The 16,011-nt window shown below is 58.7% G+C and carries 19 protein-coding genes; 7 read left to right on the top strand and 12 right to left on the bottom strand.

What is annotated here, in order from left to right; genetic code table 11:
* Positions 1-3: 3 nt before the first annotated feature.
* On the top strand, positions 4-507 hold the full coding sequence (locus EF096_RS06450) for a metal-dependent hydrolase (RefSeq protein WP_123888804.1): 504 nt from the start codon (positions 4-6) through the stop codon (positions 505-507).
* Between the two features lie 114 nt (positions 508-621).
* Here EF096_RS06450 and EF096_RS06445 read toward each other — a convergent pair whose 3' ends face one another.
* From EF096_RS06445 to znuA, 3 genes are all read right to left on the bottom strand, one after another.
* Complete coding sequence (locus EF096_RS06445; RefSeq protein ID WP_123888803.1) at positions 622-975, bottom strand: DUF4870 family protein; 354 nt, start codon at positions 973-975, stop codon at positions 622-624.
* Between the two features lie 69 nt (positions 976-1,044).
* The gene (locus tag EF096_RS06440; protein ID WP_123888802.1) at positions 1,045-1,380 is read right to left on the bottom strand and encodes a hypothetical protein; all 336 of its coding nucleotides are present in this window, start codon (positions 1,378-1,380) and stop codon (positions 1,045-1,047) included.
* Positions 1,381-1,851: 471 nt separating this feature from the next.
* On the bottom strand, positions 1,852-2,799 hold the full coding sequence (gene znuA / locus EF096_RS06435; protein ID WP_123888801.1) for a zinc ABC transporter substrate-binding protein ZnuA: 948 nt from the start codon (positions 2,797-2,799) through the stop codon (positions 1,852-1,854).
* A gap of 98 nt (positions 2,800-2,897) precedes the next feature.
* On the opposite strand from znuA, the gene EF096_RS06430 reads away from it, so the two are divergent.
* The 5 genes from EF096_RS06430 (at position 2,898) to EF096_RS06410 (ending at position 7,223) form a co-directional block, all read left to right on the top strand.
* Positions 2,898-3,392 (top strand): Fur family transcriptional regulator, encoded by a 495-nt coding sequence (locus EF096_RS06430; protein WP_123888800.1) that lies wholly within the window; start codon positions 2,898-2,900, stop codon positions 3,390-3,392.
* Positions 3,389-4,159 (top strand): zinc ABC transporter ATP-binding protein ZnuC, encoded by a 771-nt coding sequence (gene znuC, locus EF096_RS06425; protein ID WP_123888799.1) that lies wholly within the window; start codon positions 3,389-3,391, stop codon positions 4,157-4,159. Before EF096_RS06430 ends, znuC begins: the two co-directional genes overlap by 4 nt.
* Positions 4,152-4,937 (top strand): zinc ABC transporter permease subunit ZnuB, encoded by a 786-nt coding sequence (gene znuB, locus EF096_RS06420; RefSeq protein ID WP_123888911.1) that lies wholly within the window; start codon positions 4,152-4,154, stop codon positions 4,935-4,937. The genes znuC and znuB overlap by 8 nt, the downstream gene beginning before the upstream one ends.
* A gap of 199 nt (positions 4,938-5,136) precedes the next feature.
* Positions 5,137-6,351, top strand: a complete 1,215-nt coding sequence (locus EF096_RS06415; protein WP_123888798.1) for a putative DNA modification/repair radical SAM protein — start codon at positions 5,137-5,139, stop codon at positions 6,349-6,351.
* A gap of 8 nt (positions 6,352-6,359) precedes the next feature.
* Positions 6,360-7,223, top strand: coding sequence for a TIGR03915 family putative DNA repair protein (locus EF096_RS06410; protein ID WP_123888797.1), 864 nt, complete (start codon positions 6,360-6,362; stop codon positions 7,221-7,223).
* Positions 7,224-7,253: 30 nt separating this feature from the next.
* On the opposite strand, the gene EF096_RS06405 is transcribed toward EF096_RS06410, so the two are convergent.
* The 5 genes from EF096_RS06405 to EF096_RS06385 form a co-directional block, all read right to left on the bottom strand.
* A complete protein-coding gene (locus EF096_RS06405; protein ID WP_123888910.1) occupies positions 7,254-7,880 on the bottom strand; it encodes an SCO family protein in 627 nt (208 codons plus the stop codon).
* The gene (cyoE, locus tag EF096_RS06400) at positions 7,877-8,782 is read right to left on the bottom strand and encodes a heme o synthase (RefSeq protein ID WP_123888796.1); all 906 of its coding nucleotides are present in this window, start codon (positions 8,780-8,782) and stop codon (positions 7,877-7,879) included. Before cyoE ends, EF096_RS06405 begins: the two co-directional genes overlap by 4 nt.
* Positions 8,783-8,843: 61 nt before the next feature.
* The gene (locus EF096_RS06395) at positions 8,844-9,893 is read right to left on the bottom strand and encodes a COX15/CtaA family protein (protein ID WP_123888795.1); all 1,050 of its coding nucleotides are present in this window, start codon (positions 9,891-9,893) and stop codon (positions 8,844-8,846) included.
* Between the two features lie 3 nt (positions 9,894-9,896).
* Entirely contained in the window at positions 9,897-10,496 is a 600-nt protein-coding gene (locus EF096_RS06390; RefSeq protein WP_123888794.1) for a hypothetical protein, read from the bottom strand.
* Positions 10,477-11,235, bottom strand: a complete 759-nt coding sequence (locus EF096_RS06385; RefSeq protein ID WP_123888793.1) for an SURF1 family protein — start codon at positions 11,233-11,235, stop codon at positions 10,477-10,479. Before EF096_RS06385 ends, EF096_RS06390 begins: the two co-directional genes overlap by 20 nt.
* Between EF096_RS06385 and EF096_RS06380 the strand changes: the two genes are divergently transcribed.
* Positions 11,234-11,515, top strand: coding sequence for a twin transmembrane helix small protein (locus EF096_RS06380; RefSeq protein WP_372237854.1), 282 nt, complete (start codon positions 11,234-11,236; stop codon positions 11,513-11,515). The two genes, EF096_RS06385 and EF096_RS06380, sit on opposite strands and share 2 nt — an antisense overlap.
* Before the next feature lie 31 nt (positions 11,516-11,546).
* Here EF096_RS06380 and EF096_RS06375 read toward each other — a convergent pair whose 3' ends face one another.
* Genes EF096_RS06375 through coxB form a run of 4 tightly spaced genes read right to left on the bottom strand, consistent with a single transcriptional unit; the run spans position 11,547 to position 15,762 of the window.
* Entirely contained in the window at positions 11,547-12,434 is an 888-nt protein-coding gene (locus EF096_RS06375; RefSeq protein WP_123888792.1) for a cytochrome c oxidase subunit 3, read from the bottom strand.
* 30 nt (positions 12,435-12,464) lie between these two features.
* Positions 12,465-13,031, bottom strand: coding sequence for a cytochrome c oxidase assembly protein (locus EF096_RS06370; RefSeq protein WP_123888791.1), 567 nt, complete (start codon positions 13,029-13,031; stop codon positions 12,465-12,467).
* 12 nt (positions 13,032-13,043) lie between these two features.
* Complete coding sequence (gene ctaD, locus EF096_RS06365; RefSeq protein WP_123888790.1) at positions 13,044-14,627, bottom strand: cytochrome c oxidase subunit I; 1,584 nt, start codon at positions 14,625-14,627, stop codon at positions 13,044-13,046.
* Between the two features lie 10 nt (positions 14,628-14,637).
* Positions 14,638-15,762 carry a cytochrome c oxidase subunit II gene (coxB, locus tag EF096_RS06360; protein ID WP_123888789.1) on the bottom strand — a complete coding sequence of 375 codons (1,125 nt, stop codon included), beginning with the start codon at positions 15,760-15,762 and terminating at the stop codon, positions 14,638-14,640.
* Positions 15,763-16,011: the final 249 nt, after the last annotated feature.

The following is a 16,011-nucleotide window of genomic DNA, read 5'->3' as shown; positions in this document are numbered from 1 at the left end:
CCGATGCTGATTGCCCACCTGCCGTCCGGCTACATTCTTTCCAGTTACCTGCTCGAACGGGTGCGCGCGCTGCCAGTCAAAGCCTCATGGGTGATCGCTGCCGGCATGCTGGGCGCTGTGGCGCCGGACTTCGACATGCTTTACTTCCTGTTTGTCGACCACGGTCAGACGCACCATCATCGTTACATGACGCACTGGCCGTCCCTATGGCTGGGCTTGATCGCCTTTGCCTTGGGCTGGCGTTGGTTGGGGCGGCAGTCGGCGGCGGCCTGTTTACTGCTGATATTCAGCCTGGGCGGCATGCTGCATGTGTTGCTGGATACCCTGGCCGGTGACATCTGGTGGTTTGCGCCACTGGTTGATCAACGCTATGCGCTGGTCAAGGTGACCGCGCGTTATCAGCCGTGGTGGCTGAATTTTGTTATCCATTGGGTGTTTTTGGTGGAGCTGACGATTTGCGCCTGGGCGTTCTGGCGTTGGCGTTTGCGGCATTCATGGGGCAGATAAGGGGAGCTCAGTGCGGTAACACGCACGCGCAGGATTGATCTGCGCGCCGCTGTCTGTCTTTGGGGTGAGTGCGGCAACGCTATTCGTGTGCCGCGCTCAATTGGCAACCAAGCTTCAGAACATCCAGCTTTTGGGGTTAGGGTGCGGTTGCTGGCTATCCAGTGCCTGGAGACCCTTGATGCAGCGTACGATCAGCCATACCACCCAGAAGAGGAGCACGAGGTAGCCGACCAGCAGCAGGGCAAACAGGCAGCCGACAAAAATATACAAAGCGCCGATCCAGAAGGTGCGGATCTGAAACTGATAGTGGCTTTTCAGCCATTCCGGCGCGTTGTCTTTGTTCACGTAAGCGAGGACGACACCTACGATGCCGGTAATGCCCATTACGAGCCCAACCATATACAGGATATAAACAATCTTGGCTGTTCCTGCATCGTTTGCAGAGAGTGTTGGTGTGGATTGAGTCATCTTTAGCTTCCTTTTACTTCTGATCAGTATTGTCGCTGTTACCGCGACGGTGTTGGAATGAGCCAGGCTCTAGCGGGTGGCTGCCCAGCCTGCTTCGGTTTGCGTCAGGGTCATGCTCGAACGTGTTGTGGTGCGTCCGGCCATGGGCATGGAGAGATCCACTTCAACATCGCAGCGGTATGTGGCATCACGAATCTCGTCGCAGCCATGGAGCGTGACCTCGTGGATTTTGGCTTGCATGTCAGACGCCATGTCAGAGCCAACCATTCCCTTCAGCATGCTATTGGTTTGCGTCACCTGTGCCTCTAGAAGCGCCTGGATATCGCTTTCAGAGGGGCCGCTAGAACAGGCGATGAGTGCCAGGGCGGCAACTACGGGCAACATATTTCTGGAGTATTTATACATAGGTTCTTCTTGAGCGCTTGGGTTGGGGGAGGCGCCGTTTCAGCGCAGTGAGTGTTAGAGCAGATTTAACGCAGGGCTGGTTGCCACCGACGCAGTAATAGGCCGCCGCAGTGGCCTGGTATGCGGTGTGCTGAGAAAAAGCGGGGTATGAAGTTACGGCCGAAAGCCGCAGTGAACGGTCACGCCTCACATGATGTCCTTATCCAGTAGTAGCCCTTATAGCGGGGCCTTTCGTCGTCCAGTGTCGAGATGTGGCTTTGCTTGGTCCTGTTGTGTCAGAAACCTGAGCACTTGCACATTTGCGCAGCCTGGCAAAACCCAATGCCAGGCATATTATGGCAAAGTGCTATTAACGGTCTATGTTTTTGACGTCAAATTGCTGCCTTCTTTGCGAGAAGGGCGTTAGGCGCGAAGCGCGACCGCCGCTGCTTGTGGGCTGCAGCGGGCTGGGGCTGACGTTATGCGGAAGGGTTATAGTTGTTCCAGACAGCTCGCCCAGGTGTTGGTCAGCGCTCTTAGCTGCTGCTCGTAACCGTGCGGACCAACCTTAGTCGCTGCGCCCATTGGGTCGAGCTGTGCGCTTTGCACCGGCAAACCGGCAGTCAGGCTGTTGATCAGACGCGGGGTGAATTGCGGTTCGCTGAATACGCAGGCTGGCGCTGCTGCGCTCAGGGTATTGCGTAATTCGTTAACGTGGCGTGCCCCCGGTTGAATCTCATGGGCGAGGCTGAACACGCCGCGGTGCTGCAATCCCAGATAGCTCTCCAGATAACCGTAGCCATCGTGAAACACAAAGTAGGGTTTGTCTTTTAACGGTGCAAAGCGCTCTGTGAGTTGCTGCTCCAGTATTTGCATGCGTTGCTCGAAAGCGGCGACATTGGCTTCGATCAGACTGTGCTGTTGCGGGTAGAGAGGGGCGAGATCGTCCTCCATCCAGCGCGCGATAACGACTGCGTTTTCCGGTGACAGCCAGATATGCGGGTCAATACTGCCCGGGCCGTGGTCATGGCCGTCGTGCTCCGCACTTGCGTCATGGTCGTCGGCGTGCTCATTGGCGTTGTGGTCATGTGCCGGTGCGTCTTCGTCAAAGTGACGCAGGCGCAGGCCGGGTATCTCGGCCAGTTCGCGAGCGCTGGGTAGTTCATGCAGGGTGCTTTGCAGAAAGAGTTCCAGCGAAGGGCCGACCCAGTAGATGCGCTCGGCACTTGCCAGTGCGCGGCGGTCCGAGGGGCGCAGTGCAAAGGAGTGTGGTGATGCACCTGCGGGCAGGAGTGCGGCGGGCGTATCGATGCCATCGAGTACGGCAGCAGCGATTTGCTGTACTGGTTTGATTGAGGCGAGCACGCGTACTGGGTCGGCGTGGGCGTTGAGGGTGAGCAGCAGCCCGCACAAGGCAGCAAGCAGGCGAAAGGATGACATGGTAGGGCGTACCTCTGAACAGTAAAGTGTTATATGATAACAGCTCAAATGCGAGCGCACAGATTCCATTTTGTAGTGCTACCCGACAGGACGATCCCATGACCGAGTTTCTCTCCGCGCAAGACCCGCAGCAGCCGCACGATCACACTCGCTGTGTCAGCCACGCCCTGGGCGCTGCCGAAGAGGTCTGCGCGCGCGAGGGCGTTCGCTTTACCACTCTGCGCAAACGCGTGCTGGAGTTGGTTTGGCAAAGCCACAAGCCGCTAGGTGCCTACGATATTCTGGAAACCCTGTCGCGCGATGACGGTCGTCGTGCCGCGCCGCCCACTGTGTATCGGGCGCTGGATTTTCTGCAGGAGCAGGGCCTGGTGCACCGCATCGCCTCGCTCAACGCCTTCATTGGCTGCGCCAGCCCGGAACACCGGCATGAAGGTCACTTTCTGATTTGCCTTGGCTGCCATATCGCGATTGAGCTGGATGCCGCTGGCATCAGTAAGGCGATAGCCGGTGCGGCCAAGAGCCATGGCTTTGCGGTACAGGGCGAAACCGTTGAGATCAGCGGCCTATGTTCGCAGTGCCGGGAGGCAGCGTGAGTAAAGCGCTGTTAGCGCTGGAGGACGTCAGCCTGCGCTTGCATGGCACGGATGTGCTTGAGCATGTGAATCTGCAGGTCAAACGCGGTGAGATTGTCACCCTGATCGGGCCCAATGGCGCTGGTAAAACCAGCCTGGTACGTATTGTGTTGGGCCTTCTTAAGGCCTCCTCCGGGCAGGTGAACCGGCAGGCAAAATTGCGTATCGGCTACATGCCGCAGAAGCTGCAGATTGATGCGTCCTTGCCACTCACGGTGCAGCGTTTTCTATTGCTGTCACCCGGGGCGAAGAAGGCGGCGGCACTGGCGGCATTGACCGAGGTAGGCGCTGAGCATCTATTGCAGCGCCCACTGCAGCAGGTATCGGGCGGTGAGTTGCAGCGCATTTTGCTGGCGCGCGCACTGCTGCGCGAGCCTGATTTGCTGGTGCTGGACGAGCCGGTGCAGGGCGTCGACGTGAACGGCCAGATTGAGCTGTATCAGTTGATTACCCGCTTGCGTGATCGCTACGGCTGCGGCGTGCTCATGGTGTCGCATGATCTGCATCTGGTGATGGCGACGACCAATACCGTGGTCTGCCTTAATCGGCATGTTTGCTGTTCCGGGCATCCGGAGCAGGTCAGCCTGGACCCGGCCTTTGTCGCCATGTTTGGTGAGCAGGCCAGCGCCTTGGCGGTTTACAGCCATCACCACGACCATGCCCACGATATGCACGGCGAAGTCGTGCCCCATGAACACCGCCACGGACCTGACTGCAACCATGCCTGATTTTCTGCTGTACGCCTTATTGGCCGGGCTTGGGCTGGCACTGGTGGCCGGTCCGCTGGGCTCTTTTGTGGTCTGGCGGCGCATGGCCTATTTTGGCGATACCCTGTCGCATTCGGCGCTGCTGGGTATTGCGCTGGGCATGCTGCTGGATATCAACCTGACATTGGCAGTAACGGTCGGCTGTGTGCTGATTGCCGTGCTGCTGGTCGCCCTGCAGCACAAGGAATGGCTGGCCAGCGATACGCTGTTGGGCATTCTTGCGCATAGCACCCTGTCGCTTGGCCTAGTCGTGCTGGCGCTGACCGAGAACGTGCGCGTCGATCTGATGGCCTATCTGTTTGGCGACTTGCTGGCGATCACCGCATCCGATCTGGGCTGGATGCTGGGTGGTCTGTTGGTCGTGCTGGTGTTGATGAGTCTGCTCTGGCGCAACCTGTTGTCGATTACCGTGCATGAAGAGTTGGCGCGAGTCGAAGGGCTGCCGGTCACGGCGATCCGTTTGGCGCTGATGCTGCTGATTGCGATCGTGATTGCGGTGGCGATGAAGGTCGTGGGGGTGTTGCTGATTACATCGCTGCTGATCATTCCACCGGCAGCGGCTCAGCGGCATGCGCGGACACCCGAGCAGATGGCGCTGGGCGCTAGCGTACTGGGGGTTTTGGCCGTGCTTGGTGGCCTGAGCATGTCATGGCATCTGGATACGCCGGCCGGGCCTTCCATTGTGGTCTGCGCGGCGGCTCTGTTCATGCTGGCGCTGAGTGTGCCGCGGCGCAGTTAGGTCGCTGCTATAAAGCTGCTCAACGCCTGCGTGCGACGCCAGCTCGTCGCTACTGACCGACGCGCATAGTCGCACCCAGCCGCTGGACTTATGCCTGCTCTTCCTGGGGGCTAGCTGGGTGATGCTCGCGCGCAAGAGTATATTGAGTGTCTTCAGTGCATCGATTATGCTGTATTTATATACAGTATAAAGGTGCGGTATGGAGCTGATCGAGAAACTCACCGTACTGGCCGACGCGGCGAAGTACGACGCCTCCTGTGCCAGCAGCGGCGCGCCCAAACGCAGCTCAAAGGGCAAGGATGGCATAGGCTCGACCAACGGTATGGGCATTTGCCATAGCTATACGCCCGATGGTCGCTGCGTGTCGCTGTTGAAGATCCTGTTGACCAACTTTTGCCTCTACGATTGCCAGTATTGCATCAACCGCCGTTCCAGTGATGTGCCTCGCGCGCGCTTCACGCCGGAAGAGGTAGTGACGCTGACGCTGGATTTCTATCAGCGCAACTATGTCAGCGGCCTGTTTCTGAGTTCGGGCATTATTCAGTCGCCCGATTACACCATGGAGCAGTTGATACGTGTGGCCAAGGTGCTACGCGAAGAGCATCAGTTTCGCGGTTATATTCATCTCAAAACCATTCCCGAGGCCGATCCGGCGCTGATTGCAGAGGCTGGGCGCTACGCTGACCGGCTCAGTGTGAATATTGAGCTGCCCAGCGCAGAAAGTCTCGTCCGGCTGGCGCCGGAGAAAGAGTTGATCAGTATCACGGGGGCGATGGGGACCATTGATTCGGCGTCGCAGGAGTCGCGTTTTGATAAGCGTGCGCCAGCATTTGCTCCGGGTGGGCAGAGTACCCAAATGATCGTGGGCGCCGATGCCAGTGACGATAGCCGAATTTTGCGTACCGCCGAGACGTTGTATGGGCAGTACCGGCTGCGGCGTGTCTACTATTCGGCTTTCAGCCCGATACCCAACAGTCCCTCGTCCGTACCCTTTCAGGCACCGCCGCTGATGCGCGAGCATCGCCTTTATCAGGCGGATTTTTTGCTGCGTGGCTATGGCTTCAAGGTGAACGAACTGATCGGCGCGCAGGGCAATTTACCGCTGGATATCGACCCTAAGCTGGCGTGGGCCCTGGCCAATCGTGATCTGTTTCCGGTTGACTTGAACCTGGCTGAACCGCAGGTCATCGCGCGTATTCCGGGCATTGGTGTGCGCTCGGCGCAGCGCATTGTTGATCTGCGTCGGCTCAAGCGGATTCGCTTCGACGATGTGGTGCGTTTGCGCTGTGTCATCGAGAAAGCCAAGCCCTTCATGATTACCAGCGACTATCACCCGCAGCAGGCGAGCCTGGAGTCCAGCGTATTGCGTCGGCAATTGAGTGATCAACCAGCGCAAATGGCGCTTTGGGGCTAGGGGCGTTTATGCAGGTGCTGTGCTGTGACGACGATTTTGAACGCTGGCGCGCTCAGGCCCGGCACTTGCTGATGCAGCAGGTGGCGCCACATGCGGTGGTATGGGCAGATCAGGCTCAGCCTCAGCTGTTCGCTAATGCGCCCAACGCTGATGAACAGCCTGCCATAGTGCCTGCGCTGCCGCCGCCGCGTGTTTCAGCGCAGCTCTTGGGTGAGCTTGAAACGGCGGCGCAGTACCGCACTCCTGGCCGCTGGAACCTGCTTTATCGCGTGCTCTGGAGGGTGGTCGAAGGTGAGCGTCATGCAGGGCTGGCGGGCGACGAGGACGGTAGTGAGTTGCAGCGCCGCATCAAGGCCGTGCGTCGTGAGGCGCATCACTTGCATGCCTTTGTGCGCTTTCATCCGCTAACGGATCACCCCTGGCTGGACTACGTGGCCTGGCACGAGTGCGCACATGATGTGTTGGCCAGCGCCAGTATGCATTTTGCCGAGCGGTTGGGGCGCCAACGGTGGCTGATCGTTTCTTCTCGCGATGCGGTCTGGTACGACGGTCATGAACTGCATTACCGCAGAACCTGCCCTGGTGAGTGGGCATCGCTGGCAGCGCGCGCGCGCGATAGCGGCGACCCGCTATGGGAGACCTATTACAGCAGCATTTTTAATCCTGCGCGCCTGAACCCCGAGGTGATGCAGGGGCATATGCCATTGCGGTTCTGGGCAGGCTTGCCAGAAGGACATCTGATTGCCGGATTGATCAGCCGTGCGCGCACCGGGGCGCAGAAGCACGGTCAGACCGAGGCGCTCGCGGGCAAGTCAGGCAAGGTTATACGGTCGTTGCAACAGCACAGCACCGCGAATCGCAAAGCCCCTTAGCCAGCCTGTCTTGTTGGTGTTAACGCGCGCTTAGCGCGCCATGATCCGCGGCAGCCAACTGGCCAACTGATCGTTTTTCAGTGGTGGGCGAATGAAGCCCACATACTCGCCCTGCGGATTGACCAGCACCACCTGACCGCTGTGGTCGACCAGATAATTTTCCTTGCTGGTGTCTGGCTCGATATAGGCAATCGAGAGCGACTTGGCGAGCTTGGCCAGTTCGCTGGCGTCACCGGTGGCGCCGGCAAAGTCGGGGTTGAAGAAATCAAGGTAGGTTTTCAGCCGCTGCGGTGTATCCCGGTTGGGGTCCACGCTGATCAGCGTTACCTGTAATTGCGCACGGGCGTCAGCGGGCAACTTTTCGTGCAGTTGGCGCAGGTCGGCGAGGGTAGTCGGGCAGATGTCGGGGCAAAAGGTGTAGCCAAAAAACAGCATATCCCACTGGCCTTGCAGATCGGTTTTGCTCCATGGCTCGCCTGAGGCTGCCTGCAGGCTGACGTCGGGGATCGGCCGTGGGTTATCAAATAGAAAAACCCCGGCGTCTTGTAGCGCGTTGCGGTCGAACGGCACGGGGCGTGTGACCTTGTGGACGATGGCACCCAACACCAGGGCCACACTAGCCGTACAGATCAGTACGGTCTTTTGCACACCACTCAAAGCCATCCAGCTACTCCTGCGTAGTGGTCTGCCAGCAGGGCCACAAACAGCCACAGCAGATACCACAATGAAAATTTGAAGGTCTTGATCGCTGCATGTGGCCGGCTATCTCGCCACAATGCCCAGGCCCAATCGATAAAACGCAGTCCCAGCCCGGTTGCCACCACCAGATAGAGCACGCCACTCATGTGAATGACAAAGGGCAGCATGCTGACGGCCAACAGGATAAAGGTATACAGCAGAATATGCAGCTTGGTGTAGCGCTCACCATGCGTTACCGGCAGCATGGGGATGTCTACCTTGGCGTATTCAGCCTTGCGGTGAATTGCCAGCGCCCAGAAGTGGGGTGGCGTCCAGGCGAAGATGATCAGCACCAGCAGCAGGCCTTCGGCTTGGACTTGCCCGGTGACAGCGGTCCAGCCGAGTAGCGGCGGTGCTGCACCGGCGAGGCCGCCGATGACGATATTCTGCGGCGTCGCACGCTTGAGAAAGGAGGTATAGATCACGGCATAGCCGAGTAATGAGCCGAGCGTAAGCCAGGCCGTAATGGCGTTGATCCATTGCAGCAGTATGGCCATACCAATGCTGCCGAGGAGAACGGCAAACAGCAGTGCATTCAACGGGTTGACCCGGCCTTGCGCGAGCGGACGCCGCTGCGTGCGGGCCATGAGAATATCAATACGCCGATCAACTACGTGATTGACCGTGGCGGCTGAACCAGCGCACAGGGCTATGCCCAGATTACCTAGCAGTAGCGTTTGCCAGGGTACGGCGGCGTCGCTGGCCAGCAACATGCCGATCGCCGAGGTAATGATCATCAAGGCGACGACCTTGGGCTTGGTCAGTTCGAGATAGTCGCGCCAGCCGGCACGCGTCGATAGCGTGTGGGTCAAGGTTGTCATGGTCATTTCCCCTTCAGCGGCTCTGCGCCGCCGTTATTGTTGTGCTGTGAGTATGGGTCAGTCAGACCGAGCCCGCCAGCGTTCGGCGGCTGCTATTGGATTGCATTGGCCTTCGCACGCTGGTCGGGGCGCGCAGGCGATAATTCACGCTGATGACACTCAGTAGCAAGAGTGCCGCTACGCCGTTATGCGCGACCGCAACCGGTAGCGGCAAATGCGCCAGTACGTTGGTAACGCCCAGGGCTACTTGTACTGTCAGCATCAGCGTCACCAGGCTGGCCAATAACGGGTAGCGGCTGCGCCAGAGTTGCCAAGCCAGGGTGAGCGCCATGAGCGTGGTAATCACCGCACCGATACGATGGGTGAAATGGATCGCGGTGCGCCCCGGTCCTTCCAGCATGCCGCCCAGATAATTCGGCCCTACCTCCTGATGCAACAGATTGAAGCCGGTGGCGAAGTCCATCTCCGGCCACCATTCGCCGTGGCAGGTGGGCAGGTCGATACAGGCGACGGCGGCGTAGTTGGTGCTGGTCCAGCCGCCGAGCATGATTTGTCCGATCACGACCAGCAGGGTCAGGCGCGCCAGGTTGCGCAGGCGCGCAATTCCTGGGCTGGCGGGTAATGCCTGCAGACGACCGGACAGGCGCAGGCTGAGCAGTAACAGCAGGCTTAGCGTGGTAAAGCCGCCGAGCAGGTGCGCAGTGACGACTTGCGGCCAGAGTTTCAATGTCACTGTCCACATGCCAAAGAGTGCCTGGCAGATCACCAGCCCGAGCAGACCAAAGCATAGTGCGACCGGATAGTCCGGCTGGTGGCGTTGCTTCAGGCTGTACAGCGCCAGCCCCAGAATCAGCAGGCCCAGCAAGCCAGCGGCGTAGCGATGGATCATCTCGGCCCAGGCCTTGAACGCCTCTACCGGATCATCCGGGAAGCGCATTTGCGCGGTTTCCAGCGCGCCGTCACTCTGCGGTACGCTGAGAAAGCCATAGCAGCCCGGCCAATCCGGGCAGCCCAGCCCGGCATGCACCAGCCGGGTGTAGGCACCGAGAATGACCACCACAAAGCATAGGACCAGGCCGATCACCGCCCATCTGTATCCGGGTTTGTGCATGGCTCACCCCACTTTGGACATTTTCAACAGGCGTTTGAGGTCATCCAGTAGCTGCTTGCCGGGTTCGGCAACACTCTGATGCAACACGACACGCCCCAGCGGATCGACCAGCCACAGCTGCGGCCCCTGTTGCCATTCAGCCGGCAGCTGTTGCAGGTTCGCGCTATAGGCCGTTGCCGAGATGGTGGTTTGCTGCAGACGCGGGAAACGCGTTTCCAGACGCTGTTGCTCACTGGCGGTGAGCTGATTACCGGTGGCGAGCATGTGCTCTACGCGATCTGCTTCGCGGCCTACTGCCACGTTAATCTGGCGCGCTTCATGGACCAGTTGCTGGCACGCCTCGGCGCAGGCCTCAGCGCTGGTGACCAGCAATCGCCAGGGCGCACCGTAGCCAACCGGCTCAACGCTCAATTGCCAGTCGCTAAGCTGTATGGGCGTCTCGACCAGATCGGACTTGTTCGATTGCGTCTGCGGAATACCGATCTCAAAATGGGCCATTAAACCGGCGACCAGAATCGGACCAAATACCACAGCACAGATGGCCAGCAGCTTGAGCTGACCACGTGGGCGGGTGGCTGACGGGTTATCTGTCATGCTCATCATTATTGTTATTCCCCCGAGATTCGGGCCGCAGGCCGGCCCAGACAAATAAGACAAAGAGTGCGCCAGCCAGACAAAACCATTGCACGGCGTAACCGGTGTGGCGGCTGGAGCTCATCGGTAGATCAGGCCAGTCGAGCCGAAGGGCGGCCGATGCACTGGGTTCGATCAGTCGCGCGCGCCAACTGGCCAGCGGCAAACCGGCCTGTTGGCTTAATTCGGCGAGATTGATTTGGGTAATCAGACGCGGCCAATCGGCTGAAGCGGCTGCGGCATCGCCCAGGCGAAATCCGCTGCCCGGGGCCGGTAGTGCCTCGGCCAGCAGTTGCTGACGGCCGCTGGGTGTACTGACCTGGATAACGTCGCTGCGGTCTGGCCAGGGCATCCAGCCGCGATTGATCAGTAGCCATTGGCCGCTGTCATCCTGAAACGCCTGTAATACCTCAACGCCCGCCGCGCCATCGCGGGTGCGGTTATCCAATAGCCAGATGCGCTGGCGATCAAAATGTCCGGTCAGTACCAGCCGCTGCCAGTTGGCGGGGCGGCTCTGCTCAAGCTGACTGAGACTGAGCGCGGGCGCTTGCTGGCGCTCCTGCATCTGGCGCTCCTGCTGCTGTTTTTGCGCGGCGCGATCAAACTGCCATAAACCGAGGCCGACCAGCACTGGCAGCAGGCTCAGCGTAAACAGCCATAGCCCGAGGCCTGGCGCAAAACGCCTTCTTTGGGTAATGGTCTCAGACATGATCACGGTCGGCTGCCTGCAGGACTATACTGGCGCGCAGAACAATAAAAGGGAGTGTCTGCCCATGTGGCTGAAAGTGGCGATTCTGGTTTTGCTGGCTGCGGTGGTCTGCAGTTTGTTCAGCGGTTTGTTTTTTCTCATGAAAGATACCGATAATCGCAGCGGGCGCTTGGTCAAGGCATTGACCCTGCGCATCACGCTGACCGTGCTGCTGGTGGCGCTGATTGGCTACGGCTTTTGGTCCGGCGAGTTGCGCTGGAGCACGCCCTGGCTGCATTGAACCAGAACGTGCGCCGCGCCGCCGGGCGGCCTCAGAGTATGTAGACAAAGACAAACAAGCCTACCCAGACCACATCGACAAAGTGCCAATACCAGCTGGCCGCCTCAAATCCAAAGTGTTTGTCCGGGGTGAAATGGCCACGGGTGATGCGGATCAGCATAATCGCCAGAATCAGCGTGCCCATGGTGACGTGGGCGCCGTGGAAGCCGGTCAGCATGAAGAAGGTTGAGCCGTAGATACCGGAGTTCAGGGTGAGTCCCAGATCGTGATAGGCGTGCTGGTACTCCAGCGCCTGCAGCACCAGAAAGATCACCCCGAGCAGCACGGTCAGGCCCAGCCAGGCTTTGGTCGCGCCGCGCTTGTCGGCACGCAGGGCATGGTGCGCAAAGGTGACTGTCACACTCGAAGAAATCAGGATGATAGTGTTGAACAGTGGCAGCTGCCAGGGGCTGATGGTTTCTCTGGGGCCAGGAAAGGTTGTGGCGTCCGGGTTGACCATCAATGGCCAGGCGAACTGGAAATCCGGCCACAGCATATTGGCTACACCCTTGTCGCCGTCGCCCCCCAACCAGGGTCCGGCAAAGGTGCGGGCATAGAAGAGTGCACCGAAGAACGCCGCGAAGAACATGACCTCGGAAAAAATGAACCAGCCCATGCCCATGCGGAAAGAGCGGTCCATCTGCTGACTGTACAGCCCCTGGTCGCTTTCTTTCACCACGCTGCTGAACCAGCCAAACATCATGTAGGCAATGGTCAATGCACCGGCAAAGAAGATCCACTTGCCGGCAGCGCTGCCGGTGCCGCTGCTCATACCATTAATCATGCTGCCGCCGCCAAATACGGTCAGCAGCAGGCCGACCGAAGCGATGATTGGCCATTTGCTTTGCGCCGGTACGTAGTAGGTTTCGTGACTCGCCATCTGTTGTTCTCCTTATCTGGCAGTCTTTACTCAGTTAGCCTGTGGCGCTGACATTGCCAGCTTCTCAGGCATCCGATCCGATACATCAAACAGCGTGTAGGCCAGCGTCAGGTGTTTCACGTCCTTGGGCAACGCCGGGTCGACGATGAAGCGCACTGGCATCATCACGCTCTCGCCCGGTTGCAGCACCTGCTGGGTGAAGCAGAAACACTCGGTCTTGTGAAAATAGGCGGCGGCCTTGGATGGCGCGACGCTGGGAATCGCCTGCGCCACCATGGGATGGTCGGTTGGGTTGCTGGCATGAAACAGCATCTCGCGGGTTTCGCCGGGATGCAGCGATAATTCATCGGCCTGCGGCCCAAACGACCAGCTCATACCTTCGGCATTGGTGGCGAGAAATTGCACGCGTACCGTGCGGTTCTCATCGATGTACTCAGTTTCCTGCTGATAGGCGGTACCGCTGGTCTTACCGTTAATGCCCAGCGCATCACACATCACGTCGTACAGCGGGACCATGGCAAAGCCAAAGGCAAACATCGCCACCACCGTAAACAACAGGCGCTTTACCAGACGTGCATTCGACAGCTGCTCGCTCATGGCGGCCTCCGACTACTTCACTTCGGGTGGTGTGGTGAAGGTGTGATAAGGCGCTGGCGAGGGTACTGTCCACTCCAGGCCTTCTGCCCCTTCCCATGGATTGGCTGCTGCCTTGGGTCCGCCCTTGATGCACTTGATGACGATGAACAGAAATAGCAGCTGGGTTGCCCCGAACATGAACGCGCCAATCGACGACACCATGTTGAAGTTGGCAAACATGATGTTGTAGTCCGGAATCCGTCGGGGCATCCCGGCCAGACCGACGAAGTGCATCGGGAAGAACGCCAGATTCATGCCGATGAAGCTCATCCAGAAATGCGTCTTGCCCAGGGTTTCGTCGTACATGTGCCCGGTCCACTTGGGTAACCAGTAGTAGGCCGACGCGAAGATACCGAAGATGGCGCCGGGCACCAGTACGTAGTGGAAATGCGCCACTACAAAGTAGGTGTCGTGGTACTGAAAGTCCGCCGTGGCGATAGCCAGCATCAGCCCGGAGAAACCGCCAATGGTGAATAGAATCACGAAGGCGATGGCAAACAGCATCGGCGTTTCAAAGGTCAGCGCACCGCGAAACATGGTGCTCACCCAGTTGAACACCTTCACCCCGGTGGGCACGGCAATCAGCATGGTGGCGTACATGAAAAACAGCTCGCCGGTGATCGGAATGCCGACGGTGAACATGTGATGCGCCCAGACAATGAACGACAGGAAGGCAATTGCTGCGGTGGCATAGACCATGGAGGTATAACCAAACAGCGGCTTGCGGCTGAAGGTGGGGATGATCTGGCTGACCGCGCCAAAGGCCGGGAGGATCATGATGTACACCTCGGGGTGCCCGAAGAACCAGAAGATGTGCTGGAACATCACCGGGTCACCGCCACCGGCAGCGTTAAAGAAGCTGGTGCCAAAATGAATATCCATCAACATCATGGTCACCACCCCGGCCAGTACCGGCATCACCGCAATCAGCAGGAAGGCGGTGATCAGCCAGGTCCAGACAAACAGCGGCATTTTCATCAGCGTCATGCCCGGCGCGCGCAGGTTGAGAATGGTGGCGATGATGTTGATCGCGCCCATGATCGAGCTGATGCCGGCCAGGTGAATGGCAAAGATGAAGAAGGTCACGCTGGGTGGTGCGTAGGTGGTCGATAGCGGTGCGTAGAAAGTCCAGCCAAAGTTCGGCCCGCCACCCTCCATAAACAGCGTCGAGACCAGTAGGCCGAAGGCCATCGGTAGCAACCAAAAGCTGAAGTTGTTCATACGCGGCAGGGCCATGTCCGGCGCACCTACCATAAGTGGAATCATCCAGTTAGCGAGACCCACGAAGGCGGGCATGACCGCGCCAAACACCATGATCAAACCATGGGTGGTGGTCATCTGGTTGAAAAACTCGGGCTGTACCAGCTGCAGGCCCGGCTGGAAAAGCTCCGCCCGGATGACCATGGCCATACTGCCGCCGAGCAGGAACATGGCAAAACTGAACCACAGATACATGGTGCCGATATCTTTGTGGTTGGTGGTCAGTACCCACCGCATCATGCCCTTGGCTGGACCATGGGCATGGTCGGCGTGATGGTGATCGATCACTGCGCTCATGACAGGTCTCCTATTGGGCTTCTTTGAAGTTGAGAATATCCAGCGGACTGACTAGTTCGCCGGTGTCGTTGCCCCATGCGTTACGTTCATAGGTAATGACCGCTGCTGCATCGACTTCAGAGAGTTGCTTGCCGAAGGCCGCCATCGCAGTGCCGGGACGGCCATTGATGACAGTGTTGATATGTTCCTGGATGTCAGTCAGCACAATGCTGCTGCCTTTGAGCGCCGGGAACATAGGAGGTATACCTTCCCCCGTCGCTTGGTGACAGGACGCGCAAGCTGAGCCGTAAACCTTCTCGCCGCGGGCGACCAGTTCTTCCAGTGACCAGTCCTTGTCGCGTAGTTCGGCCTCCTTGGCGGCGGCTTCTTTCTGCTCGGCGAGCCAGGTGTCGTAGTCTTCCTGGGTTTTGGCTTCGACTACGATGGGCATGAAGCCGTGGTCCTTGCCGCAGAGTTCGGTGCATTGCCCGCGATAGATGCCGGGCTCGTCGATACGGGTCCAGGACTCGTTGACGAAACCGGGAATAGCGTCTTTTTTGACCGCAAAGGCGGGTACCCACCAGGAGTGGATAACGTCAGCCGAGGTAATCAGGAAACGAATTTTCTTGCCGATCGGTACCACCAGCGGATTATCTACTTCGAGCAGATAATTGGGGTTTTTGGGCGAGACGTTGGTGATCTCTTCGCGCGGCGTGGAGAGCGAGCTGAAGTAGGTGACGCCTTCGCCCACGTACTTGTACTGCCAACGCCACTGATAACCGGTGACCAGGATATCGACGTCAGATTCTTCGGCATCGTATATGTCGATCAGCGTCTTGGTGGCAGGCACCGCCATGACGATGAGAATGACCAGAGGGATAACCGTCCAGAGAATCTCGACCGTGAGGTTCTCGTGAAAGGTGGCCGGCTTGCTGTCTTCGGACTTGCGATGCATCAGCATCGACCAGAACATAACGCCGAACACGATGACGCCGATCACTACACAGATCCAGAAAATGGCCATGTGCAGGTCGAATACGGATTTACTGACTTCGGTGACGCCAGGCCGCATGTTGACGCCCCACTCGGCATTGGCGGCAGCGCCAACGACGGATAGGGACAAGCCAACCAGCCAGGTGATTGCTAATCGCAACATTCCCGGTTCCCCTTTTATTGTTTTTATCACTCCAGGCGCGAAGGGGCGGCTCTACAATGCGGCTTTTAGTCGCTGTATAAGCAATGGACCAGAGTCAGTAAGCGGCCGAAAATCACCGCAAGCCCTCCCTGGCCAGTACCCCAAATGGCTACCGGACAATGTCGAGTATAGACACGGCTTTGGGCTTGGCAATGTTGCAGGCGGTTATTTTTTAACCTGTGTGGGCGGCTGGCGCTTCGGGCAAAAGGC

Source organism: Pseudomonas neustonica (assembly GCF_003797945.1).
GTDB classification, from domain to species: domain Bacteria; phylum Pseudomonadota; class Gammaproteobacteria; order Pseudomonadales; family Pseudomonadaceae; genus Halopseudomonas; species Halopseudomonas neustonica.
This window is presented reverse-complemented; position numbering and strand designations above follow the sequence as displayed.

Excerpts from the sequence above, each read along its gene's own strand:
- EF096_RS06450 (WP_123888804.1), top strand. The coding sequence starts at position 4 with ATGCTGATTGCCCACCTGCCGTCCGGCTACATTCTTTCCAGTTACCTG.
- EF096_RS06445 (WP_123888803.1), bottom strand. The coding sequence starts at position 975 with ATGACTCAATCCACACCAACACTCTCTGCAAACGATGCAGGAACAGCC.
- EF096_RS06440 (WP_123888802.1), bottom strand. The coding sequence starts at position 1,380 with ATGTATAAATACTCCAGAAATATGTTGCCCGTAGTTGCCGCCCTGGCA.
- znuA (WP_123888801.1), bottom strand. The coding sequence starts at position 2,799 with ATGTCATCCTTTCGCCTGCTTGCTGCCTTGTGCGGGCTGCTGCTCACC.
- EF096_RS06430 (WP_123888800.1), top strand. The coding sequence starts at position 2,898 with ATGACCGAGTTTCTCTCCGCGCAAGACCCGCAGCAGCCGCACGATCAC.
- znuB (WP_123888911.1), top strand. The coding sequence starts at position 4,152 with ATGCCTGATTTTCTGCTGTACGCCTTATTGGCCGGGCTTGGGCTGGCA.
- EF096_RS06415 (WP_123888798.1), top strand. The coding sequence starts at position 5,137 with ATGGAGCTGATCGAGAAACTCACCGTACTGGCCGACGCGGCGAAGTAC.
- EF096_RS06410 (WP_123888797.1), top strand. The coding sequence starts at position 6,360 with ATGCAGGTGCTGTGCTGTGACGACGATTTTGAACGCTGGCGCGCTCAG.
- cyoE (WP_123888796.1), bottom strand. The coding sequence starts at position 8,782 with ATGACAACCTTGACCCACACGCTATCGACGCGTGCCGGCTGGCGCGAC.
- EF096_RS06395 (WP_123888795.1), bottom strand. The coding sequence starts at position 9,893 with ATGCACAAACCCGGATACAGATGGGCGGTGATCGGCCTGGTCCTATGC.
- EF096_RS06390 (WP_123888794.1), bottom strand. The coding sequence starts at position 10,496 with ATGATGAGCATGACAGATAACCCGTCAGCCACCCGCCCACGTGGTCAG.
- EF096_RS06380 (WP_372237854.1), top strand. The coding sequence starts at position 11,234 with ATGATCACGGTCGGCTGCCTGCAGGACTATACTGGCGCGCAGAACAAT.
- EF096_RS06385 (WP_123888793.1), bottom strand. The coding sequence starts at position 11,235 with ATGTCTGAGACCATTACCCAAAGAAGGCGTTTTGCGCCAGGCCTCGGG.
- EF096_RS06375 (WP_123888792.1), bottom strand. The coding sequence starts at position 12,434 with ATGGCGAGTCACGAAACCTACTACGTACCGGCGCAAAGCAAATGGCCA.
- EF096_RS06370 (WP_123888791.1), bottom strand. The coding sequence starts at position 13,031 with ATGAGCGAGCAGCTGTCGAATGCACGTCTGGTAAAGCGCCTGTTGTTT.
- ctaD (WP_123888790.1), bottom strand. The coding sequence starts at position 14,627 with ATGAGCGCAGTGATCGATCACCATCACGCCGACCATGCCCATGGTCCA.
- coxB (WP_123888789.1), bottom strand. The coding sequence starts at position 15,762 with ATGTTGCGATTAGCAATCACCTGGCTGGTTGGCTTGTCCCTATCCGTC.